At 68.7% G+C, this 23,577-nt stretch carries 23 protein-coding genes; 14 read left to right on the forward strand and 9 right to left on the reverse strand.

All coding sequences use genetic code 11. The features are described from left to right. Positions 1-639: 639 nt before the first annotated feature. The 3 genes from dksA to hslU all read left to right on the forward strand — a co-directional run bounded on the left by dksA (position 640) and on the right by hslU (position 3,247). Entirely contained in the window at positions 640-1,056 is a 417-nt protein-coding gene (gene dksA, locus FB600_RS05605; protein WP_013699713.1) for an RNA polymerase-binding protein DksA, read from the forward strand. Between the two features lie 300 nt (positions 1,057-1,356). Further along, positions 1,357-1,893: an ATP-dependent protease subunit HslV gene (gene hslV / locus FB600_RS05610; RefSeq protein ID WP_013699714.1), complete on the forward strand. Its 537-nt coding sequence runs from the start codon at positions 1,357-1,359 to the stop codon at positions 1,891-1,893. 10 nt (positions 1,894-1,903) lie between these two features. Further along, positions 1,904-3,247: an ATP-dependent protease ATPase subunit HslU gene (gene hslU / locus FB600_RS05615; RefSeq protein ID WP_013699715.1), complete on the forward strand. Its 1,344-nt coding sequence runs from the start codon at positions 1,904-1,906 to the stop codon at positions 3,245-3,247. A 95-nt stretch (positions 3,248-3,342) separates the two neighbouring features. On the opposite strand, the gene FB600_RS05620 is transcribed toward hslU, so the two are convergent. The 3 genes from FB600_RS05620 to FB600_RS05630 all read right to left on the reverse strand — a co-directional run bounded on the left by FB600_RS05620 (position 3,343) and on the right by FB600_RS05630 (position 5,611). Continuing rightward, positions 3,343-3,885: a response regulator transcription factor gene (locus FB600_RS05620; RefSeq protein ID WP_013699716.1), complete on the reverse strand. Its 543-nt coding sequence runs from the start codon at positions 3,883-3,885 to the stop codon at positions 3,343-3,345. Positions 3,886-3,950: 65 nt separating this feature from the next. Beyond that, positions 3,951-5,237 (reverse strand): ATP-binding protein, encoded by a 1,287-nt coding sequence (locus FB600_RS05625; RefSeq protein ID WP_036052934.1) that lies wholly within the window; start codon positions 5,235-5,237, stop codon positions 3,951-3,953. A 2-nt stretch (positions 5,238-5,239) separates the two neighbouring features. After that, on the reverse strand, positions 5,240-5,611 hold the full coding sequence (locus FB600_RS05630; protein WP_096750033.1) for a cysteine-rich CWC family protein: 372 nt from the start codon (positions 5,609-5,611) through the stop codon (positions 5,240-5,242). Positions 5,612-5,859: 248 nt separating this feature from the next. Here FB600_RS05630 and argB point away from each other — a divergent pair, with 248 nt between their 5' ends. The 7 genes from argB (at position 5,860) to FB600_RS05670 (ending at position 12,634) form a co-directional block, all read left to right on the forward strand. Further along, positions 5,860-6,759: an acetylglutamate kinase gene (gene argB, locus FB600_RS05640; RefSeq protein WP_013699719.1), complete on the forward strand. Its 900-nt coding sequence runs from the start codon at positions 5,860-5,862 to the stop codon at positions 6,757-6,759. 104 nt (positions 6,760-6,863) lie between these two features. After that, a complete protein-coding gene (locus tag FB600_RS05645; protein WP_105820186.1) occupies positions 6,864-7,610 on the forward strand; it encodes a pyrimidine 5'-nucleotidase in 747 nt (248 codons plus the stop codon). Next, positions 7,577-8,326, forward strand: coding sequence for a nucleoid occlusion factor SlmA (gene slmA / locus FB600_RS05650; protein ID WP_096750031.1), 750 nt, complete (start codon positions 7,577-7,579; stop codon positions 8,324-8,326). Before FB600_RS05645 ends, slmA begins: the two co-directional genes overlap by 34 nt. A gap of 270 nt (positions 8,327-8,596) precedes the next feature. Next, positions 8,597-9,742 (forward strand): homoserine O-acetyltransferase, encoded by a 1,146-nt coding sequence (locus FB600_RS05655; protein WP_013699722.1) that lies wholly within the window; start codon positions 8,597-8,599, stop codon positions 9,740-9,742. Then, the gene (gene metW / locus FB600_RS05660) at positions 9,739-10,353 is read left to right on the forward strand and encodes a methionine biosynthesis protein MetW (RefSeq protein WP_013699723.1); all 615 of its coding nucleotides are present in this window, start codon (positions 9,739-9,741) and stop codon (positions 10,351-10,353) included. Before FB600_RS05655 ends, metW begins: the two co-directional genes overlap by 4 nt. Before the next feature lie 9 nt (positions 10,354-10,362). After that, positions 10,363-11,679, forward strand: coding sequence for an AmpG family muropeptide MFS transporter (locus FB600_RS05665; RefSeq protein WP_145756349.1), 1,317 nt, complete (start codon positions 10,363-10,365; stop codon positions 11,677-11,679). Then, on the forward strand, positions 11,669-12,634 hold the full coding sequence (locus FB600_RS05670; protein WP_096750029.1) for a M48 family metallopeptidase: 966 nt from the start codon (positions 11,669-11,671) through the stop codon (positions 12,632-12,634). Before FB600_RS05665 ends, FB600_RS05670 begins: the two co-directional genes overlap by 11 nt. 72 nt (positions 12,635-12,706) lie before the next feature. On the opposite strand, the gene FB600_RS05675 is transcribed toward FB600_RS05670, so the two are convergent. Further along, on the reverse strand, positions 12,707-13,657 hold the full coding sequence (locus FB600_RS05675; RefSeq protein ID WP_036039116.1) for an AraC family transcriptional regulator: 951 nt from the start codon (positions 13,655-13,657) through the stop codon (positions 12,707-12,709). A 241-nt stretch (positions 13,658-13,898) separates the two neighbouring features. Between FB600_RS05675 and FB600_RS05680 the strand changes: the two genes are divergently transcribed. Further along, on the forward strand, positions 13,899-14,957 hold the full coding sequence (locus FB600_RS05680) for an NAD(P)-dependent alcohol dehydrogenase (RefSeq protein WP_047836804.1): 1,059 nt from the start codon (positions 13,899-13,901) through the stop codon (positions 14,955-14,957). Between the two features lie 120 nt (positions 14,958-15,077). On the opposite strand, the gene FB600_RS05685 is transcribed toward FB600_RS05680, so the two are convergent. From FB600_RS05685 to gatC, 5 genes are all read right to left on the reverse strand, one after another. Beyond that, on the reverse strand, positions 15,078-15,851 hold the full coding sequence (locus FB600_RS05685) for an exodeoxyribonuclease III (RefSeq protein ID WP_013699728.1): 774 nt from the start codon (positions 15,849-15,851) through the stop codon (positions 15,078-15,080). Positions 15,852-15,917: 66 nt separating this feature from the next. Continuing rightward, positions 15,918-16,757 carry a PPK2 family polyphosphate kinase gene (locus FB600_RS05690; RefSeq protein WP_145756350.1) on the reverse strand — a complete coding sequence of 280 codons (840 nt, stop codon included), beginning with the start codon at positions 16,755-16,757 and terminating at the stop codon, positions 15,918-15,920. A 208-nt stretch (positions 16,758-16,965) separates the two neighbouring features. Further along, positions 16,966-18,459, reverse strand: a complete 1,494-nt coding sequence (gatB, locus tag FB600_RS05695) for an Asp-tRNA(Asn)/Glu-tRNA(Gln) amidotransferase subunit GatB (RefSeq protein WP_098181477.1) — start codon at positions 18,457-18,459, stop codon at positions 16,966-16,968. 3 nt (positions 18,460-18,462) lie between these two features. After that, on the reverse strand, positions 18,463-19,953 hold the full coding sequence (gene gatA / locus FB600_RS05700; protein ID WP_096750028.1) for an Asp-tRNA(Asn)/Glu-tRNA(Gln) amidotransferase subunit GatA: 1,491 nt from the start codon (positions 19,951-19,953) through the stop codon (positions 18,463-18,465). Positions 19,954-20,023: 70 nt separating this feature from the next. Further along, positions 20,024-20,323, reverse strand: coding sequence for an Asp-tRNA(Asn)/Glu-tRNA(Gln) amidotransferase subunit GatC (gene gatC, locus FB600_RS05705; RefSeq protein ID WP_096750027.1), 300 nt, complete (start codon positions 20,321-20,323; stop codon positions 20,024-20,026). A gap of 391 nt (positions 20,324-20,714) precedes the next feature. On the opposite strand from gatC, the gene FB600_RS05710 reads away from it, so the two are divergent. The 3 genes from FB600_RS05710 to mreD all read left to right on the forward strand — a co-directional run bounded on the left by FB600_RS05710 (position 20,715) and on the right by mreD (position 23,543). Continuing rightward, a complete protein-coding gene (locus FB600_RS05710) occupies positions 20,715-21,758 on the forward strand; it encodes a rod shape-determining protein (RefSeq protein ID WP_004189550.1) in 1,044 nt (347 codons plus the stop codon). A gap of 178 nt (positions 21,759-21,936) precedes the next feature. Beyond that, entirely contained in the window at positions 21,937-23,034 is a 1,098-nt protein-coding gene (gene mreC, locus FB600_RS05715; protein WP_098181476.1) for a rod shape-determining protein MreC, read from the forward strand. Then, positions 23,031-23,543, forward strand: coding sequence for a rod shape-determining protein MreD (mreD, locus tag FB600_RS05720; protein WP_096750025.1), 513 nt, complete (start codon positions 23,031-23,033; stop codon positions 23,541-23,543). The genes mreC and mreD overlap by 4 nt, the downstream gene beginning before the upstream one ends. The last annotated feature ends 34 nt before the right edge of the window (positions 23,544-23,577 follow it).

Genomic DNA, 23,577 nt, shown 5'->3' on the forward strand with positions numbered 1-23,577 from the left:
GCGCGGCGGGTCCGGCCCGTGCCGCGGCGGCTTCGCGCCGCGTAACCTGGTCACCCGCGCAGGTCGCCCGCGCCGCGCTCGCGCCGACCGTTTGGCGCATCGGCGCCGCCCGCTTTCGCGGCTGATCCCTGGCCGATTCCAGGCCACCTCCCGCTCGCCGGCCAGCCTGCCGCCATCCCTTCGCCGCCCTTGTTCCCGCCTCGCGCATCCTTCGGTTGGCGCCGCACCGGCCGGGCAGGCACGCGATTTGATCCCGTCATCGCTTTTTCGCGCTTTGCAGGTTATATTTTTAGGATATCGGGGCGGCACGGCGGTGGAATTCCCTGATGCGGAGCGGCGAAGCGATTCAGTTACAATACGTGCCCACTGGATGGCGGCAGTAACAGGCCCGGTTCTTGCATGACTCGCCGGGCAACACCGGCATCGCCCCCGCAGGCCGGCTTCGGGCCGGGCGCGGGAAGCGCCGCGGATCGCGTCACGGCGCGAGCGGGCCGGACCAGGGGTACCGGGCTAACGGTACCGGAGGCTTTCGGCCCCGACAACGGCAAATGATTGGCAAACCATGACAAAGGCCGTTGCGGGTAATCCCAAAGTGCGGGCAATATCTCGCGATTTGCCGCACATTGAAGAAGCAAGCAGATGACGAACAAACTCTTGACCGAAGCCGAAATCCTGAAGATGAGCGAGAAGGATTACATGAATGACGATCAGCTCGCGTTCTTCAAAAATCGGCTCGAACAGCTGCAGGCGGAAATCCTCCGCAATGCGGGCCAGACGACCGAGAACCTGCGTGAAACGGTGATCGTGCCGGATCCTGCCGATCGCGCGACGATCGAAGAGGAACACGCGCTCGAGCTGCGCACGCGCGACCGCGAGCGCAAGCTGCTCAAGAAGGTCCAGCAGTCGCTCGCGCGCATCGATTCCGGCGATTACGGCTGGTGCGAGGAAACCGGCGAACCGATCGGCATTCCGCGCCTGATCGCGCGTCCGACGGCCACCCTCTCGCTGGAAGCCCAGGAGCGCCGCGAGCTGCGCCAGAAGCTGTTCGGCGACTGATCCGCCCGGCGCGGCCGCTTCCCGCGCCACCTCACGCTGCTTCGACAGAGCGCGCGGCTTGCCGCGCGCTTTTTGTTTTTCGGGCCGCCCCCCTTGCCCGGCCTGCCTTGCGCCTGCCCGCGGCCCCGGCCGCCGGCGCCCGTGCCGCCCCGCTCCGGGCATTTCCGCTCTTGATATCGCCTCGGCTGCCCTAACATGTCTGCAATACGCGCGGTGCGCCCCGGCGGCCGCGCCGCGCGTCGCCAGGGCGGCGGTGCCCCGCACCCCCGCGTCCTCCCCGGATTCTCTGAAGGAACGCAGATGGAGCAATATCACGGCACGACGATCGTCTCCGTGCGCCGCGGCGAGCAGGTCGCGCTCGGCGGCGACGGCCAGGTCACGCTCGGCAATATCGTCATGAAGGGCGGCGCGCGCAAGGTGCGCCGCATCTACAACAACCAGGTGCTGGTCGGCTTCGCCGGCGGCACGGCCGACGCCTTCTCGCTCCTCGACCGTTTCGAGGCCAAGCTCGAGAAACACCAGGGCAACCTGACGCGCGCCGCCGTCGAACTCGCCAAGGACTGGCGCACCGATCGCATGCTGCGCCGGCTGGAGGCGATGCTGATCACGGCCGACAAGACCACCACCCTGGTGATCACCGGCAACGGCGACGTGCTCGACCCGGAAGGCGGGATCTGCGCGATCGGCTCGGGCGGCTCCTACGCGCAGGCGGCCGCGCGCGCGCTGGCCGAGAACACCGAGCTGTCGCCGGGCGAGATCGTCAAGAAGGCGCTCACCATCGCCGGCGACATGTGCATCTACACGAACCACAGCCACATCATCGAAACGATCGAGTAAGGACGCCGACATGAGCACCATGACCCCTGCCGAGATCGTCTCGGAACTCGACAAGCACATCATCGGCCAGCACAAGGCGAAGAAGGCGGTGGCCGTCGCGCTGCGCAATCGCTGGCGCCGCCAGCAGGTGGCCGAGCCGCTGCGCCAGGAAATCACCCCCAAGAACATCCTGATGATCGGGCCGACCGGCGTCGGCAAGACCGAGATCGCGCGGCGCCTGGCCAAGCTGGCCGACGCGCCCTTCATCAAGATCGAGGCCACCAAGTTCACCGAGGTCGGCTACGTGGGGCGCGACGTCGACAGCATCGTGCGCGACCTGATCGAGATCGCCGTCAAGCAGACCCGCGAATCGGAAATGCGCAAGGTGCGCTCGAAGGCCCAGGACCAGGCCGAGGACCGGATCCTCGACATCCTGCTGCCGCAGCCGCGCGCGGTGGGCTTCGGCTCGAACAGCGAGACCGCCAACGACGACAACAACGCCACGCGCCAGACCTTCCGCAAGCGCCTGCGCGAGGGCGCGCTCGACGACAAGGAGGTCGAGCTCGACATCGAGCAGCCGCAGGCCGGCATGGACATCATGGCGCCGCCGGGCATGGAAGAGATGACCGAGCAGATCCGCTCGATGTTCTCGAACATCGGCGGCGGCAAGAAGACGCGCCGCAAGGTCAAGATCAAGGAAGCGCTGAAGCTGCTGAGCGACGAGGAAGCCGCCAAGCTGCTCAACGACGAGGAAGTGAAGACGCGCGCGGTGCAGAACGTCGAGCAGAACGGCATCGTGTTCCTCGACGAGATCGACAAGATCGCCTCGCGCAACAACGAGGGCGGCGGCGGGGAAGTGTCGCGGCAGGGCGTGCAGCGCGATCTGCTGCCGCTGGTCGAGGGCACCACGGTCAACACCAAGTACGGGATGATCAAGACCGACCACATCCTGTTCATCGCCAGCGGCGCCTTCCACCTGTCCAAGCCGAGCGACCTGATCCCCGAGCTGCAGGGGCGCTTCCCGATCCGCGTCGAACTCGATTCGCTGTCGGTGAAGGATTTCGAGTCGATCCTGGTGGCCACCGACGCGAGCCTGGTCAAGCAGTACCAGGCGCTGCTCGCCACCGAGGACGTGCAGCTCGAGTTCGCCGATGACGGCATCCGGCGCCTCGCCGAGATCGCCTTCTCGGTCAACGAGAAGACCGAGAACATCGGCGCGCGCCGCCTCTATACCGTGATCGAGAAGCTGCTCGAGGACGTCTCGTTCGCGGCCGGCAATCACGCCGGCGAGGCGGTGACGATCGACGCGGCCTATGTCGACCGCGCGCTCGGCGAGGTCTCGAAGGACGAGGACCTGTCGCGCTACGTGCTGTAAAAAACGCCGCAGGAATGAAAAAAAGGGCGGACCCGCGTCGAGCGGGCCGCCCTTTTTTCATGCGCCGCGCCGGCGCTACCGCCGGCGCCGGCCGCTTACTGCCGCACCGGCCGCTTGGCCAGCTTGCGCTGCAGCGTGCGCCGATGCATGTTCAGCGCGCGCGCCGTCGCCGAGATGTTGTTGTTGTTCTCGGCCAGCACGCGCTGGATGTGCTCCCATTCGAGCCGGTCGACCGACAGCACCACCGGGTTCTCCAGCGCGTCCTCGGCCTGCACCTCGCTGGCGTTGGTCTGCAGCGCGGCGAGGATCGATTCCACGTTGGCGGGCTTGGACAGGTAGTTGTCGGCGCCGTCCTTGACCGCCTGCACGGCGGTGGCGATGCTCGCGTAGCCGGTCAGCACCAGGATCCGCGCATCGGGCTGCAGGTCGCAGAGCGGCGCGATCAGCGACAGCCCCGAATCCTCGCCGAGATGCAGGTCGACCGTGATGAACTCGAATTTCGACGCGCTCGCGAGCTTCAGCGCCGCATCGCGCGTATGCGCCTGCTGGACGAGATAGCCGCGACGCTCGAGGCCCCGCGCCAGCGTGCCGGCAAATACCTCGTTGTCGTCGATGACGAGGAAGTGGTTGTCGCTCATCGTTTTCTCCTTCGGGTCAGCGTATGGTTAAGCGGTGGCGGGGCGAGGCGGCACGGGCGGGCCGCTCAGGCGATCAGCCCCGCCGATGGGTCCGCGCTCGCGGCCTGGCGCGTCACGGGCAGCCGCAGCAGGGCGCGCGTGCCGCGCGGCGCGGCGTCGGCCAGCTCGATCGTGCCGCCCAGCCGCGAAGCCGCGCTGAAGGCCAGGTAGAGGCCGACGCCATGGCCGCCCTGGGTGCTGTCGACCGGCGCGGTGCCGAGCGATTCGCGCAGCGCGGGCGGGATGCCGGGGCCGTTGTCGACCACCTCGAACACGATCGTGTCGCGCTCGCCCTGCCGCGCGAGCCGCGCCTGCAGGGTCACGCGATCGCGGCTCGCGCGTGCCGCGTTGTCGAGCAGGATGGTGAGGATCTGGCCGACCGCGACGGTATCCTCGAGTTCCAGGCCGGCCGGCCCCGCGCCGATCTGCTCGAACTCGACATGCGGATGGCGCAGCCGCCAGTGACGGCCGAAGGTGTCGAGCCAGGTGGCCAGGCTCTCGCGCGCGGCCGGCCCCGAGGCGCGGCTGCGCAGCCGCGCCAGCGCCGAGGTGCATTGCGTCATCTGCTCGTCGAGCACCTTGAGATCGGCGTCGTAGCGCGCCAGGCCCGGATCGTCTCGCGCCGCGTCGCGCAGCTCCTCGGTCAGCATCGCGATGGTCGACAGCGGGGTGCCCATCTCGTGCGCCACGGTGGCCGCCTGCACGCCCAGCGCGACCGCCCGCTCGTCGCGCAGCAGGCGCTGCTGCGCCTCGCCGAGCGCGGCGTCGCGCTGGCGCAGCGCATTCGACATGCGCGCCACGAACCAGGCGATCAGGCCGACCGAGACCAGGAAGTTCACGCCCTGGCCGGCGCGGTAGTAGTCGAACAGGTTGGCGGGATTGTCGAGGTTGAGCGGCACCGAATTGAAGCCGAGCGCGAAATAGCAGGCCACCGAGAAGGCCGCCAGCCAGACCATCAGGTGCCAGGGCAGCACCGCGGCCGCGATCGCCAGCGAGGGCAGGTAGAGCGAGACGAAGGGATTGGTGGTGCCGCCCGAGAGGAACAGCAGGGCCGAGAGCGCGCCGATGTCGACCCACAGCTGGCCCATCAGTTCGAAGTTGGTTTCGGGGCGGGCGCGCAGCACGCGCAGCCAGGTCAGCGCGTTGAACACCACCTCCAGCGCGATCACGCTGAGCATGGCGGGCAGCGGCAGGTTGGCGCCGAAGAACACCTGGGCGACCGCGATCGTGACGAGCTGGCCGATGATCGCGAGCGTGCGCAGCCAGAACAGGTTGCCGAGGTTGACGCGGCCGGTGGTGGTGATTCGTTGCATCATCATCGGCGCAGTTTACTCCGTGGGGCGGGAGCGGCCGGCTTCTCCTCGAGCGGCGCGGCGGGCATGCCGGCGGCGCGGACGGCCTGCTCGGCAAGCGCGGCGGCCAGGCATTCGGGACAGAGGCAGGCGCCGCTCGCCTGGGGCGACTGAGCCGCCTGGGCCGAACCCGCCGTCGCATCGGCCGCAGGCCGCAGCGGCGGCAGCGCCGCGCACCAGCAGACGAACGGCTCGGCACCGGCCGAAGCGCCAGCCGCCGAACCCGCCTGCGGCGCGCCGCAGTCGAACGCGGCGCCGCAGTTCGGGCAGGCGCCCGAGCAGGCGCGCCGCGCGCTGCGGCTGGCTGGAACGGCGGTTGCGGCGGGTCGTGGCATCGTCGCGCGGATGGCTGGGGAACAATCCGACAAGCATAGCGCGCCGACGCGCGATTGCCTCAGCGGCGCCCTGCCGATCGCGCCCTTTTGTCGCATAAAAACCGCGTCGAAACAGGGCTGGCGCAAGCTTCCCCCGAATGGCCGAAAATGCCCAAAAACCGCATGCTGCACTGCGCCAGTTGTGTACAATTCGCCGTGTTTCGCCGTCCCGCTTCACGTTTCAACCGCCCCGAACCCGAGTCCGAGCCATGTCCGATCCCATCGACCTCTCGCAGATCGCTCCCACGCTGAAAGCCGAAATCCTCGCGGAAGCGCTGCCGTACATCCGTCGCTATCACGGCAAGACCGTGGTGATCAAATACGGCGGCAACGCGATGACGGAAGAGCGCCTCAAGCAGGGCTTCGCGCGCGACGTGATCCTGCTGAAGCTGGTCGGCATCAACCCGGTGATCGTCCACGGCGGCGGCCCGCAGATCGACACCGCCCTCAAGAAGATCGGCAAGCAGGGCACCTTCATCCAGGGCATGCGCGTCACCGACGAGGAAACCATGGAAGTGGTGGAGTGGGTGCTCGGCGGCGAGGTGCAGCAGGACATCGTCACCCTGATCAACCATTTCGGCGGCCAGGCGGTGGGCCTCACGGGCAAGGACGGCGGCCTGATCCACGCGCGCAAGCTGATGATGCCGGATCGCGACAATCCGGGTCAGTACATCGACATCGGCCAGGTGGGCGAGGTCGAGGCGATCAACCCGGCGGTGGTCAAGGCGCTGCAGGACGACGCCTTCATCCCGGTGATCTCGCCGATCGGCTTCGGCGAGGACGGCCTGTCGTACAACATCAACGCCGACCTGGTGGCCGGCAAGCTGGCCACCGTGCTGAACGCCGAGAAGCTCGTCATGATGACGAACATCCCCGGCGTGATGGACAAGGAAGGCAACCTGCTGACCGACCTCTCGGCGCGCGAGATCGACGCGCTGTTCGAGGACGGCACGATCTCGGGCGGCATGCTGCCGAAGATCTCCTCGGCGCTGGACGCGGCCAAGAGCGGCGTGAAGTCGGTGCACATCGTCGACGGCCGCATCGAGCACTCGGTGCTGCTCGAGATCCTCACCGAGCAGCCGTTCGGCACGATGATCCGCTCGCATTGAGCGGGCGCATTCCCCGCCGCGCGGGCTCCACGGCCCCGCGCGCCGCCGGCGGGCCGGCGGACTCCCGGCCCGCCGCGCCGGCCGCCAGCGGCCCCGGCGCCGACATGGGCGCGCGCCGCCCCCGCCGCCGGCGCCCCCTGGCCGGCCGCCCGGTCTGGCTGTTCGACCTCGACAACACGCTCCACCACGCCTCGCACGCGGTCTTCCCGGCGATCAACACGGCGATGACGCAGTACATCATCGACACGCTGCAGGTCGACCGGGCCCGTGCCGACCATCTGCGCACCGACTACACGCAGCGCTACGGCGCCGCCCTGCTGGGCCTGGCGCGCCATCACCCGGTCGATCCGCACGATTTCCTGAAGGTGGTCCACACCTTCGAGGACCTGCCCTCGATGCTGCGCGCCGAGCGCGGGCTGGCGCGCCGCCTGGCCGCGCTGCCCGGGCGCAAGCTGATCCTGACCAACGCGCCCGAGGTCTATGCGCGCGCGGTGCTGGCCGAGCTCGGCATCGAGCGGCACTTCGAGCGCGTGATCGCGATCGAGCAGATGCGCGACCGCCGCGCCTGGCGCGCCAAGCCCGACGCCACCATGCTGCGCCGCGCGATGCGCGACGCCCGGGTGGCGCTGGCCGACGCGATCCTGGTGGAGGACACGCGCTCGCACCTGAAGCGCTACAAGCGCCTGGGCATCCGCACCATCTGGATCACCGGGCACCTGCCCGACCATCAGCCGCGCGCGGGACGGCCGCACTATGTCGATCGTCGTATTGCTTCGCTACAATCGCTGCGACTGAGCACACGATCGGGGCGACAGAAATGCAGCCGACTGAACCGCGCCACGCGGCCTTGAACGACGACGAGACCACCGCCGACGGCAGCCCGGGCACCACCGGGGCCGCCGCGCCGCGCGGCCGCGCGCGGCCCAGGCCGGGCGAGCGCCGGGTGCTGATCCTGCAGACCCTGGCGGCGATGCTGGAGGCGCCCAAGCGCGAGAAGATCACCACCGCGGCGCTGGCGGCCCGGCTGGAGATCTCGGAGGCGGCGCTGTACCGGCATTTCGCCAGCAAGGCGCAGATGTTCGAAGGCCTGATCGAGTTCATCGAGACCACCATCTTCGGCCTGATCAACCAGATCCTCGAAAAGGAGCCCGACGGCGTGCTGCAGGCGCGCGCGATCGGGCTGATGCTGCTGAACTTCGCGGCCCGCAACCCCGGCATGACGCGGGTGCTGACCGGCGAGGCGCTGGTCGGCGAGCACGAGCGGCTCGGCGAGCGCGTGGACCGCATGCTCGAGCGCGTCGAGGCCTCGGTGCGGCAGTGCCTGCGCCTCGCGCTGGCGGCCAGGGACGACGGCGACGGCGAGCAGCCGACCCGCCGCCCGACGGACGCGGCAGGCGCCGCCGGCGAGGCCGGCACGCCGCTCCAGCCGGCCGGCTACGACCCGGCCCTGCGCGCCAACCTGCTGGTCACCCACGTGCTGGGCCGCTGGCATCGCTACGCGCGCAGCGGCTTCACGAAGTCGCCCGCCGAGCAGGCCGACATCCAGCTGCAGCTGATCCTGCGCTGAGGCCGCGGGCGGGAGGCCACCCGCCCTGCCCTGTCCCGCCCGCGCGCAACCGCCGCGCCGATTTCCGCTATACTTTGCCCGGCTCGTCGCCGCCCTGGGCGCGACGACACCCGAAGAACGCGCCGATTTGCTGACTCGATTGCGGGCGCGCGAACCCACCGGAACACCGCGGGTTCACTACAAATGCGGCTAAAGAGGTCGTCAGCCGCGCAACTTCGACTCCGCGCATCGCCGACACCGTTTAGCCGCCCAGTCAACAAGGCGGAACGAATGGAATCGATCGGCATCGTCGCTCCTCAGACCATGCATTTCGCCGAACCGCTGCGGCTGCAAAGCGGCAGCGTGCTCGGCAACTACCAGCTCGTCGTCGAGACCTACGGCGAGCTGAACGCCGCGCGCTCGAACGCGGTGCTGGTCTGTCACGCACTCAACGCCTCGCATCACGTGGCCGGCATCTACGCGGACGATCCGCGCAGCACCGGCTGGTGGGACAACATGGTGGGCCCGGGCAAGCCGCTCGACACCAACCGCTTCTTCGTGATCGGCGTGAACAACCTGGGCTCCTGCTTCGGCTCGACCGGCCCGATGAGCCTGGACCCGGCCACCGGCACGCCCTATGGCGCGCGCTTCCCGGTGGTGACGGTGGAGGACTGGGTCAACGCGCAGGCGCGCGTGGCCGACGCGTTCGGCATCGAGCGCTTCGCCGCGGTGATGGGCGGCAGCCTGGGCGGCATGCAGGCGCTGGCCTGGAGCCTGATGTACCCGGATCGCGTGGCGCACTGCATGGTGATCGCCTCCACGCCCAAGCTCTCGGCGCAGAACATCGCCTTCAACGAGGTGGCGCGCTCGGCGATCCTGTCCGATCCCGACTTCCACGGCGGCAACTACTACGCGCACCAGGTGATCCCGCGCCGCGGCCTGCGCGTGGCGCGCATGATCGGCCACATCACCTACCTGTCCGACGACGACATGGCCGAGAAATTCGGCCGCGCGCTGCGCCGCGCCGACGGCGCGCTCGACGCCTACAACTTCAATTTCGACGTCGAGTTCGAGGTGGAGTCCTACCTGCGCTACCAGGGCGACAAGTTCGCCGAGTACTTCGACGCCAACACCTACCTGCTGATCACCCGCGCGCTCGACTACTTCGATCCGGCCAAGGCCTACGACGGCAACCTCACCGCCGCGCTGGCGAAGACGAAAGCCAAGTACCTGGTGGCCAGCTTCATGACCGACTGGCGCTTCGCGCCGGCGCGCTCGCGCGAGCTGGTCAAGGCCCTGCTCGACAACCGCCGCCAGGTCAGCTACGCCGAGATCGACGCGCCGCATGGCCACGACGCGTTCCTGCTCGACGACGCGCGCTACCACAACGTGGTGCGCGCCTATTACGAACGTATCGCCGTGGAGGTGGGAGCATGAACCAGCAGGCCCTGACGATGCTGTCCGCGCGGCCGGACTTCCGCGCCATCGCGCGCTGGGTCGAGCCGCGCTCGACCGTGCTCGACCTCGGCTGCGCCGACGGCTCGCTGCTCGCGCTGCTGGCCGAGGAGCTCGAGGTGACCGGCTACGGCATCGAGATCAACGACGCGGGCGTGCTCGGCTGCGTGAAGAACGGCGTCAACGTGATCCAGCAGAACCTCGAGGACGGGATGCGCCTGTTCGAGGACCAGAGCTTCGATTTCGCGATCCTCTCGCAGACCCTGCAGACCATCCACCAGACCGCGGCGATCCTGCGCGAGACGGTGCGCGTGGGCCGCGAGTGCATCGTCTCGTTCCCGAACTTCGGCTACTGGGCGCACCGTCTGTCGGTGCTGCGCGGGCGCATGCCGGTGTCGAAATCGCTGCCCTACCAGTGGCACAACACCCCCAACGTGCGGGTGCTGACCATCAAGGATTTCGAGGCGCTGGCGCCCGAGGTGGGCATCGAGATCCTCGATCGGGCCGTGCTGCACGGCGGCCAGCCGGTCCGTTGGGGCGCGAACTGGCGTGGTAGTCTTGCTGTCTATCGCGTCAAGCGAAGCCATCCCTGACGACCCTTCATGACCGCTCCCGAGCAGCACGACGCACCCGCGCTGGCCGCGCACGACGCACATCCCGGCTGGCGAGCCTTCCTGAACACGCGCATGCTGATCTGCGTGTTCCTCGGCTTCACCTCGGGATTGCCGTTGTTCACGCTGGTCTACCTGGTGCAGGCCTGGCTGCGTTCGGAAGGGGTCAATCTGAAGGAAATCGGCCTGTTCGCGCTGATCCAGTTTCCCTATACGTGGAAATTCCTCTGGGCGCCGCTGATGGACCGCTACGTGCCGCGCCTGCCGGGCTGGCGCCCGGGCCGCCGGCGCGGCTGGATGTTCGTCACCCAGTTGCTGGTGGCCGCGGCGATCGCCACCCTGGGCTTCGTCTCGCCGCGCGACTCGATCTGGACCGTGGCGGCGCTGACCACCCTGGTGGCCCTGTTCGGCGCGAGCTCCGACATCGTGATCGACGCCTACCGGCGCGAGCTGCTGCGCGACACCGAGCAGGGGCTCGGCAACGCGGTGCACGTGAACGCCTACAAGATCGCCGCGCTGGTGCCGGGTTCGCTGTCGCTGATCCTCTCCGACCACCTGCCCTGGACCCTCGTGTTCATGGTGACGGCCGCCTTCATGCTGCCCGGCATCGCGATGACGCTGCTGGTGCGCGAGCCCGAGATGCACGGCGCGCCGCCCAAGAATTTGCGCGACGCGGTGATCCTGCCGTTCCGCGAATTCCTCGCGCGCGGCGGCTGGCGCAACGCGCTGCTGGTGCTCGGTTTCATCTTCGTCTACAAGCTCGGCGACGTGATGGCCACCACGCTGTCCACCTCGTTCTTCCTCGACATCGGCTTCAACAAGACCCAGATCGGCGTGCTGGCCAAGACCACCGCGTTCTGGGCCAGCCTGGCCGGCGGCATCCTCGGCGGCATCTGGCTGGTCAAGATCGGCATCGCGCGCGGGCTGTGGATCTTCGGCCTGATACAGATCGCCTCCACGCTCGGTTTCGCCTGGCTGGCCGAGGCCGGCCCCGACCCGGTGCTGATGGCGGGCGTGTACGGCTTCGAGACCTTCTCCACCGGGCTCACGCTGGCGGCCTTCACGGCCTATATCGCCAGCACCACCGACCCGCGCTACACCGCCACCCAGTTCGCGCTGTTCACCAGCCTGGCCTCGGTGCCGCGCACGCTGGCCTCGGCCTCCAGCGGCTTCATCGTGGCGAAGATCGGCTGGTTCGACTACTTCCTGGTCTGCGCCGCGCTCGGCATCCCGGGCATGCTGCTGCTGTTCAAGGTCGCGCCCTGGGGCAGCGGCCGCGCGCAGGACGAGGCGGCTCGTGCCGGCTGAGTTCGCGAAAGTCCTCGGCACGGCCGCCGCCGGCTTGCTGCTGGCCTGTGCCGCGCCGGTGCTGGCGGCCAGCGAGGCGGCCGCCGCGGCACCGTCGGCAGCGCCCACCGCCGCGCCCCAGCATGCCGCCGGCTACGCGCCGGCCCAGCCCGGCGTGCAATACGGCAATGCCTTCGCGTTCCGCAACCTGATCCCCTCGCCGGTCCTGGAACAGATCACCACCGCGCAATACCGCCAGATGGTGCAGGCCGCCGCGCAATCGCACACGCTGCTGCCAGCCGACAACGCGCGCGTGCGACGGCTGCGCGGCTTCGTCGACCGGCTCGCGCCCTATGCGGTGAAATGGAACGATCGCGTCAAGGGCTGGCACTGGGAGCTCAACGTGGTGCGCTCGCGCGGCACGCGCATCGTCGGCCTGCCGGGCGGCAAGCTGCTGGTCGACAGCGGGCTGCTCGACCGGCTCAGGCTCAACGACAACGAATGGGGGGTGCTGCTCGCCCACGAGATGGCGCATGCGCTGCGCGAGCACGCGCGCGAGGGGCTCGGCGACATGCGGGTGGCCGCCACGCTCGGTGCCAATCCAATCTCCTCGCTGTACGGCCTGACCGAGCCGCTGCCGGCGCTGCCCGACATTGCCCAGCGGCTCGCCGCGCTGCGCTACGGGCCCACCGACGAGACCGAGGCCGACGTGATCGGCGGCGACATCGCGGCGCGCGCCGGCTTCGATCCGCGCGCGGCCATCACGCTGTGGGACAAGCTCGCCGCCGCCACGCGCGGCGATCGCGCGCACGGCTTCATCTACGCCCACCCTTACGACAAGCGCCGCCGGCAGGACCTGCTCAAGCGGCTCGGCGACTGGATGCCGGTGTATGCGAAGGCGATCGGCAAGCGCGTCGAGACGCTGCCGCCTTATGCGGGCATCAGCGCGGTGCAGCGCAAGACGCGACTGCGCTGAAGCCGCCCGGGGGCGTCGATTCACCGACCTCGATGAGGATGCGCATCGGGCGCGCCGCGCGGCGCGCCCTTCTCATTCGACCTCGACGGTCTCGTCGCTCGCCACCAGGCCGCGCGAGGCCTGCACCCAGCGCACCTCGTCGCCGGGGCTGCGGCCGAACATGCGCTTGAATTCGCGGCTGAACTGCGAGGCGCTCGCGTAACCGACGCGCGCGGCCGCCAGGCCCGCGCTCACACCGTGCTGCACCAGCAGCAGCCGCGCGTGATGCAGGCGCGTGGCCTTCACGTACTGCATCGGCGAGGTGCCGGTCACGCGGCGGAAATGCGCATGGAACACGGCCGCGCTCATGCCGGCCTCGGCCGCCAGCATGTCGACCGAATGCTCGCCCTCGAGATGCATGTGGATGCGGCGCAGCGCCTTGGCGATGCGGCCGAAGTGATGCTGCTGGGCCAGCGCCGCGCGGATCCCGTCGCCCTGCTCCCCGGTCAGCACGCGATAGCCGATCTCGCGCATGATCGAGGGGCCCAGCACGCGCGTGTCGTGCGGCGATTGCAGCACCTCCAGCAGGCGCAGCACCGCGTCGGCCAGCGGCGCGCCGAGCGGCGTCGAGCAGATGCTGTCGGGCTCGCTGACCGCCGCGCCGTGGGTTTCCTCCAGCAGCATCGCCAGCTCGGCGATCACGCCGAGATCGATGCGCACCGAGATCGCCAGGAACGGACCGTGTTCCGCGGTAAAGGTCTCGCACTCGAAGGGCAGCGGCACCGACATCACCAGGTACTGGCGCTCGTCGTAGACGAAGGTGCGATCGCCGACATAACCGATCTTGCGGCCCTGGCAGACGATCACGATGCTGGGCTCGTAGAGCACCGGGCAGCGCGGCGTGGAGGTGTTCACGCGCATGAAGCGCACGCCTTCCAGCGCGGCATCGGTGTAGCCGTCGTTCGGGGCGAGCTGGCCGAGCAGCTCGATGATGCGCTGCTGCACGCGCAGGTCGCCATCCGGTATCAGGGGTTCGAAGCTCATTGCGCGTCCCATGGCCGTAATAGGATCAGGCTTGCAATCTAGCACCGCGGCAGGCCCCCGCGTGTTGCATATGCACAATTCAAGAGGAATAGGCAAAGCTTCAAGACCTTCAGGTATATCGGGGCCCCAGCCCCGTCCCTACCATGGGTACCCGTTTCGCCGCGGCCTCCCGGATCCTCCGGGTCGTCGGTTTCAGCGGCCGCGCGAATCGTTTCGATTCCCATGGTAAGGAGCCTCCTCAATGAGCACGACTTACGCCTACGCGGCGCAGAGCGCGACTTCGCCGCTCGCCCCCCTCGAAATCCAGCGACGCGCGCTGCGCGATCTCGACGTCCAGATCGAGATCCTCTACTGCGGCGTCTGCCACTCCGATCTGCACCAGGCGCGCAACGAGTGGCGCAACTCGGTCTACCCGGTGGTGCCGGGCCACGAGATCGTCGGCCGCGTGACGGCGGTCGGCCCCGAAGTGACGCGCTTCAAGACCGGCGACATGGTCGGCGTCGGCTGCCTGGTCGACTCCTGCCGCACCTGCCCGAGCTGCGCGGACGGCCTCGAGCAATACTGCGAGAACGGCTTCGTCGGCACCTACAACGGCCAGGACCGCGTGACGGGCGAGATCACCTACGGCGGCTACTCCTCGCAGGTGGTGGTCGACGAAGCCTTCGTGCTGAGCGTGTCGGACAAGCTCGACCCGGCCGCCGCCGCGCCGCTGCTGTGCGCCGGCATCACCACCTACTCGCCGCTGCGCCAGTGGGGCGCCGGCCCCGGCAAGAAGGTCGGCATCGTCGGTCTGGGCGGCCTCGGCCACATGGGCGTGAAGCTGGCTCGCGCGATGGGCGCGCACGTGGTGCTGTTCACCACCTCGCCCTCGAAGATCGAGGACGGCAAGCGCCTGGGCGCGCACGAAGTGGTGATCTCGAAGGACGAGGCGCAGATGAACGCGCATCTCAACTCCTTCGACCTGATCGTCAACACGGTGGCCGCGCAGCACGACCTCAACCCGTTCCTGAACCTGCTCAAGCGCGACGGCACCATGACGCTGGTGGGCGCGCCCGAGCACGATCACCCGTCGCCGCAGGTGTTCAACCTGATCTTCAAGCGCCGCCGCCTGGCCGGCTCGCTGATCGGCGGCATCGCCGAGACGCAGGAGATGCTCGATTTCTGCGCCGAGCACGGCATCGCCTCGGACATCGAGATGATCAAGATCCAGGACATCAACGACGCCTACGAGCGCATGCTCAAGAGCGACGTGAAGTACCGCTTCGTGATCGACATCGCCTCGCTGAAGCAGGCGGCCTGAGGTCGGGCAAATCATGAGGTGAGGCGCTGCCGCCCGGCGGCGCGCCAGCCTCGCCGCGAAAGCAGAACGGCGCCGCCGGGAGCAATCCCGGCGGCGCCGTTTCATCGAGCGGCCTCGCGCTTACTTGTAGTCGTAGTCGACCGTCAGCGGCGCGTGGTCGCTGAACTTGATATCGCGGAAGATCGAGGTCTGCTTGGCGGTGCCGGCCACGCCCGGCGTGGCGATCTGGTAGTCGATCCGCCACCCCACGTTCTTCGCGTAGGCCTGGCCGCGGTTGCTCCACCAGGTGTATTGATCCGGGCGCGGGTCCAGCGTGCGGAACACGTCGACATAGCCGACCTCGTCGAACAGCTGGGTCAGCCAGGCGCGCTCCTCGGGCAGGCAACCCGAGTTCTTCTGGTTGCTCTTCCAGTTGCGGATGTCGATTTCCTTGTGGACGATGTTGACATCGCCGCAGAGGATCACCTCGCGCTTCTTCGCCTTCAGCTCGGCCAGGTGCGGCATGAACTCGGCCATGAAGCGGAACTTGGCCTGCTGGCGCTCCTCGCCGCTCGAGCCCGAGGGCACGTAGACCGAGATCACCGAAAGCTTGCCGTAGCGCGCCTCGACATAACGCCCCTCGCTGTCGAACTCGCTGCTGCCGTAGCCGATGATCAGGTCGTCGGGCTCGCGCCGCGTGTAGAGGCCCGCGCCGCTGTAGCCCTTCTTCTCGGCATGGTGGAAATGGCCGGTGAAGCCGTGCGGCGCCGCGAACTCGGGCGGCAGGTCGTCGGCCGACACCTTGATTTCCTGGACGCAGACGCAGTCGGCCTTCTGGTCGCCGAGCCAGTCGAAGAAGCCCTTCTTCGCGGCCGAGCGGATGCCGTTCAGGTTCGCCGTGATGACACGCAGCATGATGTGTTTCCGTTCAGTGTTGTTCGGTTCGTGGGTTGGGGCGCAACGCGTGATCCGGGCGGCGGCTCACTCGACCTTCACGCCCTCCAGTTCGGGCTTGGCGGGCGGATAGGCCAGCTTCATGGCGGTCAGCTCGCGCAGCAGCAGCTCGGCGACCATCACGTTGCGATGCGTCTTGGAATCGGCCGGGATCACGTACCACGGCGCATGCGGCGCCGAGGTGGCGGCCAGCGCGTCGCGATAGGCGATCTGGTAGGCGTCCCAGTACTTGCGCGCCTCGAGATCGGCGACGTCGAACTTCCAGTGCTTGTTCGGATCGTCGATGCGCGACTGCAGGCGCTCGCGCTGCTCGCCCTTGGAGATGTGCAGGAAGCACTTGACGATGGTGGTGCCCGATTCGTGCAGCATCTCCTCGAACTGGCGGATCTGCCGGAAGCGGCGCTCGCATTCGGCCTTGTCGATGCTCTCCAGCACGCGCGGCACCAGCACGTCCTCGTAGTGGCTGCGGTTGAAGATGGTCAGCTCGCCGGCGGCCGGCGCCTGCGCGTGGACGCGCCAGAGGAAGTCGTGCGCCAGCTCGACCGAGGTGGGCGCCTTGAACGGCACCACCCGCAGGCCGAGCGGGTCGACCTCGTGGAACACCGCGCGCACGGTGCCGTCCTTGCCGCTGGTGTCCATGCCCTGCAGCACCAGCAGGAGGCGCTTGCGCGGCTGCGTGTGCAGCATGTCCTGCAGCGCGTCGATCTTCATCGACAGCTCGGACAGGCGCGCCCGGTCGGTGTCCTTCGAGCCCGCCGAGAACGGCTTGGCGCCGGGCTCGAACCGATCGAGCTGGAACGCGGCCGCGGCCTTCTCGTCGGTGTGGAACGGCACGAGGAAATCGTCGAGCGACACTGGCTTCGCCATCACTGCCTCCTGGAACGGGTTCGGGATGTCGCGGGCGCGGCGGGCCGGACGCTGCCTGCATGGCCGCTGCCGCGACACGAACCAACGAGCATAACGCAACGAGCCGCCGCGGACACCCGGCCCGGCAGCGGCCCGTTGAAGCGGCGGGCGATCCCGCGGCAGGCGATCCGGCGGCGAACGATGCCGCAGCCTGTGGCCCGCCCCCGCCTCAGCCCAGCTTCTTCTTCAGCAGCTCGTTGACCTGGGCCGGGTTCGCCTTGCCCTTGGTCGCCTTCATCGCCTGGCCGACCAGCGCGTTGAAGGCCTTCTCCTTGCCGGCGCGGAACTCCTCGACCGACTTGGCGTTGGCCGCCAGCACCTCGTCGATGATCGCCTCCAGCGCGCCGCTGTCGGAGATCTGCTTGAGCCCCTTGGCCTCGATGATGCGGTCGGCGGCGGCTTCGTCGCCGGCCTTCTCGTCCCAGATCGCCTGGAAGATTTCCTTGGCGATCTTGTTCGAGATGGTGCCGTCGGCGATGCGGCGCAGTAGCAATGCTAGTTGAGCGGCTGAGACAGGCGATGCATCAATTTCAATCCCGTCACGGTTCAACTGCGCAGAAACATCGCCAATAATCCAGTTGGCCACACCCTTCGCTTGCATAACACCAGCGTCGCGAACGTCGCTCAATTTATCGACAACTGTTTCGAAGTAAGCCGCCATCGCCTTGCTGGCGGTCAGCACCACCGCGTCGTAGGGCGTCACGCCGTACTGCTCGACGAAACGCTGCTGCATCGCGGCCGGCAGCTCCGGCATCTCGCCGCGCACGCGCTCGACCCACTTCGGGTCGATCACCACCGGCATCAGGTCCGGATCCGGGAAATAGCGGTAGTCCTGCGCGTCTTCCTTGCTGCGCATCGAGCGCGTCTCGCGCTTGTCCGGATCGTAGAGGCGGGTTTCCTGCACCACCGTGCCGCCGTCCTCGATCAATTCGATCTGGCGACGCACCTCGTAGTTGATGGCGTCCTCCAGGAAGCGGAACGAGTTCAGGTTCTTGATCTCGGCGCGCGTGCCGAACTTCTCCTGCCCCAGCGGGCGCACCGAGACGTTCGCATCGCAGCGGAACGAGCCTTCCTGCATGTTGCCGTCGCAGATGCCGAGCCACATCACCAGCGCGTGCAGCGCCTTGGCATAGGCCACCGCCTCGGCGGCGCTGCGCATCTCGGGCTCGGTGACGATCTCGAGCAGCGGCGTGCCGGCGCGGTTCAGGTCGATGCCCGTCATGCCCGCGAAGTCCTCGTGCAGCGACTTGCCGGCATCCTCTTCCAGGTGGGCGCGCGTCAGGTTGATGGTCTTCGAGTAGGCTTCCTTGCCCGCCTTCTCGTTGGCCGGCACCTGGATCGTGAGCTGGCCGCCCTGCACCACCGGGATCTCGTACTGGCTGATCTGGTAGCCCTTGGGAAGATCCGGGTAGAAGTAATTCTTGCGCGCGAAGATGCTGCGCTGCGCCACCGTCGAGCCGAGCGCGAGGCCCAGCCGGATCGCCCGCTCCACCGCGCCGCGGTTGAGCACCGGCAGCACGCCGGGCAGGGCGAGATCGACCGCGCAGGCCTGGGTGTTGGGTTCAGCGCCGAACTGCGTCGAGGCGCCCGAGAAGATCTTCGACGCCGTCGACAATTGCGCGTGCGTCTCCAGACCGATAACGACTTCCCACTGCTGAGCCATGTCTTACACCCCCGCCGGAACTTGCTTGTGCCAATCGGTCACGCGCTGGAACGCGTCGGCCACCTGCAGCATCCGGGCTTCGTTGAAATAGTTGCCGATGATCTGCAGGCCGACCGGGCGCCGCGCATTGGCGCCGGCGCCGAAGCCGCAGGGCACGCTCATGCCGGGCAGGCCCGCCAGGCTCACCGACAGCGTGTAGATATCGGCCAGGTACATCTGGACCGGATCGTCGCCCTTGGCGCCGAGGTCCCAGGCCACGCTCGGCGAGGCCGGGCCCATGATCACGTCGCACTGCTCGAAGGCGTTCTGGAAATCCTGCGCGATGATGCGGCGGATCTTCTGCGCCTGCAGGTAGTAGGCGTCGTAGTAGCCGTGCGAGAGCACGTAGGTGCCCACCAGGATCCGGCGCTTGACCTCGGGCCCGAAGCCCTCGGCGCGCGACTTCTTGTACATGTCGAGCAGGTCGTCGTACTGGGCGGCGCGATGGCCGTAGCGCACGCCGTCGAAGCGCGACAGGTTCGAGGAGGCCTCGGCCGGCGCGATCACGTAATAGACCGGGATCGAGAGTTCCGTCTTGGGCAGCGAGACCGGCACCAGGGTGGCGCCGAGCGTCTCGTACTGCTTGAGCGCCGCGTCGATCGCCGCGCGCACGTCCGCCGCCAGGCCTTCGCCGAAATACTCGTTCGGCAGGCCGATGCGCAGGCCCTCGAGCGGCCGGCCGGCCGGCGCCTCGGGCGTCCAGGCCTGGCCGAGATGGCGGCCGAACTGCTCGTCGTCGCGCTCCAGGCTGGTGGAGTCACGCGCGTCGAAGCCGGCCATCGCGTCGAGCAGCAGCGCGCAGTCGGCCGCGCTCTGGGCCATCGGGCCGCCCTGGTCGAGCGAGGAGGCGAAGGCGATCATGCCGTAGCGCGACACGCGCCCGTAGGTCGGCTTGATGCCGGTCACGCCGGCGAACGAGGCCGGCTGGCGGATCGAGCCGCCGGTATCGGTGCCGGTGGCGGCCGGCGCCAGGCGCGCGGCCACCGCCGCGGCGCTGCCGCCCGAGCTGCCGCCCGGCACGGCCAGGGTGTCCCAGGGGTTCTTGACGGCGCCGAAAGCCGAGTTCTCGTTGGACGAGCCCATCGCGAACTCGTCCATGTTGGTCTTGCCGAGCGTCACCATGCCGGCCGCGGCGAGCCGCTCGACCACGGTGGCGTCGAACGGGCTGGTGTAGTTAGCCAGCATCTTCGAACCGGCCGTGGAGCGCCAGCCGCGCGTGACGAACACGTCCTTGTGGGCGATCGGCAGGCCGGCCAGCGGGCCGGCGGTGCCGGCCGCGCGCGCGGCGTCGGCGGCGCGCGCCTGGGCCAGGGTGAGATCGGGATCGACGTGGACGAACGCGTTGAGCTCGCGCGCCGCGTCGATGCGTTGCAGGTAGAGCTGCGCGAGCTCGACGGCCGAGGTTTGGCCGGCGTCGAGCGCGGCGCGCAGTTCGGTCAGGCTGTTGGCATGCATTGCTGGAGGATTCCTGGATTCTTGAGCGAGCGCGGCGAGCCGCGATCCCGGGCCGGGTGGGCCGGCCTTGTTATTCGATCACCTTCGGCACCAGGAACAGGCCGTCCTGGACGGCGGGCGCCGGGCGCTGGTTCTCGTCGCGATTCACGTGCTCGGTCACGACGTCCTCGCGCAGGCGCTGGGCCACGTCCTGGATCTGCTCGATCGGGTGCGCGAGCGGCGCGATGCCGGTCGTGTCGACGGCGCGCATCTGCTCGACCAGGCCGAAGAAGTCGTTGAGCTGGGCGAGCGTGTGCTCGGCCTCGGCGTCGGCTATCTCGAGCCGCGCGAGGTGCGCGATGCGTTTCACATCGTTCAGGGTCAAAGCCATGCGTTTCACCGGAAAAACTGGGCTGGTGCGGCGCACCGGAAGCCGCGCCGCGACAGGGGGTTGGAGGACTCGTTCGAACCCTCAAAAAGCGGGGACGAAGCGGTGAATTGACGGTCCGTTTGGGTTCAAATACCCGGAAATTATAAGGTATCATTACGCGTTCGACCCAGCCCCGGACCGTCCCTCCCGCACGGCTTACCGTTAGCTGCAAGCCGGCTGTCATCAGCCCCGCCTGCCGCGCGGCTCGCGCGACGGCCCCGGTAGATTTCACACGCAGCTTCGCGTTCCCGAGGCGGCCGCTCCCGCCCGATCCGAGGCTGTTATTTTTTCCGCCGCCACCCCAGCGCGCCAACACGGCCCGGGGTCGGCCCAGAGCGAGACAGGATTCTGAATGTTCGGTTTTTTGCGCAGCTACTTCTCCAACGATCTCGCGATCGATCTCGGCACCGCAAACACCCTCATCTACATGCGCGGCAAGGGCATCGTCCTCGATGAGCCGTCCGTCGTGTCGATCCGCCAGGAAGGCGGCCCCAACGGCAAGAAGACGATCCAGGCGGTCGGCAAGGAAGCCAAGCAGATGCTCGGCAAGGTGCCGGGCAACATCGAGGCGATCCGTCCGATGAAAGACGGCGTGATCGCCGACTTCACCGTCACCGAGCAGATGATCAAGCAGTTCATCAAGACGGCGCACGAGTCGCGGATGTTCTCGCCCTCGCCGCGCATCATCATCTGCGTGCCCTGCGGCTCGACCCAGGTCGAGCGCCGCGCCATCAAGGAAGCCGCGCACGGCGCCGGCGCCTCGCAGGTCTACCTGATCGAGGAGCCGATGGCGGCCGCGATCGGCGCGGGCCTGCCGGTCTCGGAAGCCACCGGCTCGATGGTGGTGGACATCGGCGGCGGCACCACCGAGGTGGGCGTGATCTCGCTGGGCGGCATCGTCTACAAGGGTTCGGTGCGCGTGGGCGGCGACAAGTTCGACGAGGCGATCGTCAACTACATCCGCCGCAACTACGGCATGCTGATCGGCGAGCAGACCGCCGAGGCGATCAAGAAGGAAATCGGCTCCGCCTTCCCCGGCTCCGAGGTCAAGGAGATGGAAGTGAAGGGCCGCAACCTGTCGGAAGGCATTCCGCGCAGCTTCACGATCTCCAGCAACGAAATCCTCGAGGCGCTGACCGATCCGCTGAACCAGATCGTCTCGTCGGTGAAAATCGCCCTCGAACAGACCCCGCCGGAACTGGGCGCCGACATCGCCGAGCGCGGCATGATGCTGACCGGCGGCGGCGCGCTGCTGCGCGACCTGGACCGCCTGCTGGCCGAGGAAACCGGCCTGCCGGTGCTGGTCGCCGAGGATCCGCTGACCTGCGTGGTGCGCGGCTCCGGCATGGCGCTCGAGCGCATGGACAAGCTCGGCAGCATCTTCTCGTACGAATAAATCCGGGCCCGGGCCGCGTCGTCGGGCGACGCGCGCGGCCCATGCCGGCGGGCGCCCGCCCCCGGCAGCAGTCACCGACGACGCACGCGCGACGCGCCGGCTTGGCAAGATCAGCCGAACCGCCGCGCGTTTTTCGCGTCTGAGGATCATTTAACCGATCAAGCGCCCGGCGCCGACCATGGAATACAGTCCGCCGCCCCTCTTCAAGCAAGGTCCTTCCGCGCTCGCGCGGCTGATCTTCTTCGTCGCGCTGGCGATCGCGCTCCTCGTCTCGGATGCGCGCTTCAGTACGCTCGAAATCGTCCGGGGCATCCTGGGCACCGCGCTGTTCCCGCTGCAACGGGCCGCGCTGGTGCCGCGCGACCTGTTCATGGGCGCCGCCGACCTCGCCGCCACCAATGCCTCGCTGCGCCACGACAACCAGCAGCTGCGCGAGCGCAATCTGGCGCTGTCGCTGCAGGCCAACCAGGCCGGCCAGCTGATGTCCGACAACGCGCACCTGCGCGCCGTGCTGGGCCTGCGCGCGCGGATCGCCGCCCAGTCCACCCCGGTCGAGATCCAGTACGACACCAGCGATCCGTTCTCGCAGAAGGTGGTGATCGGCCACGGCTCGCACGACGACATCCAGAACGGCGCGCCGGTGGTGACCGAGGACGGCGTGGTCGGCCAGGTCACGCGCGTGTTCCCGCTGCAGTCCGAGATCACCCTGATCACCGATCGCGACCTGGCGATTCCCGTGCAGGTGCTGCGCACCGGGTTGCGCAGCGTGATCTACGGCACCCCGAAGGGCGATTCGCTGGACCTGCGCTTCGTGCCGACCAGCGCCGACCTGATGGTGGGCGACGAGCTGGTGACCAGCGGCCTGGACGGCACCTACCCGCCGGGCCTGCCGGTGGCCAAGGTGGTGCGGATCGACAAGCTGGCCGACACCGCCTTCGCGCACGTGGTCTGCATGCCGGTGGCGGCGGTGCGCGGCGCGCGCGAGATGCTGGTGCTGCACTACCAGAACGACGTGCCGCCGCGCCCGGTCGACCCGGACGCGGACAAGAACGCCAAGGGCAAGAAGGGCGCGAAGGCCGCCGACAAGGGCAAGGGCGCGGCGCCCGCCGCCGGCGATAAGCCGGCCGCCACCGCGCCGGCGCCGGCCCAGGCAGCCCCCGCCGCCAGGAGCGGGCGCCCCGCGCCCGCCGCGAAGCCGGCGGCCAATACCCAGCCCGCCCCGCCAGCCACCCAGCAGGCCCCGGCCGCCGCGCCGTCCCGGGGAACGCAGCCATGAGCCGCCCGCAATACATCCTGCAGCCGGTCAACCCGACCTTCATCGTCTTCAGCCTGGCGGCCGCCTTCCTGCTGAACCTGATGCCCTGGGGCCGGCTGCCCGGCGTGCCCGACTTCGTGGCCCTGGTGCTGCTGTTCTGGAACATCCACCAGCCGCGCAAGGTCGGCATGGGCGTGGCCTTCCTGCTCGGCATCCTGATGGACGTGCACGACGCCGGCCTGCTCGGCGAGCACGCGCTGGCCTACACGCTGCTGTCCTACGGCGCGATCACGATCCACCGCCGCGTGCTGTGGCTCTCGCTCGGCGTGCAGATGTTCTATGTCGCGCCGCTGCTGGTGCTGGCCCAACTGGTGCCGTTCGTGATCCGCCTGATCATGGGCGCCGCCTTCCCCGGCTGGAGCTACCTGGCCGACGGCTTCGTGGAGGCCGTGCTATGGCCGGTCGCCAGCCTCCTGCTGTTGATGCCGCAACGCCGCCCGGTCGATCCGGACGACACGCGGCCGATCTGAGCCGCCCCGGCCGCCTCATGTCGAGCGCCCCGCT

Source organism: Burkholderia sp. SJZ089 (genome assembly GCF_007828315.1).
Classification (GTDB): Bacteria; Pseudomonadota; Gammaproteobacteria; order Burkholderiales; family Burkholderiaceae; genus Burkholderia; species Burkholderia gladioli.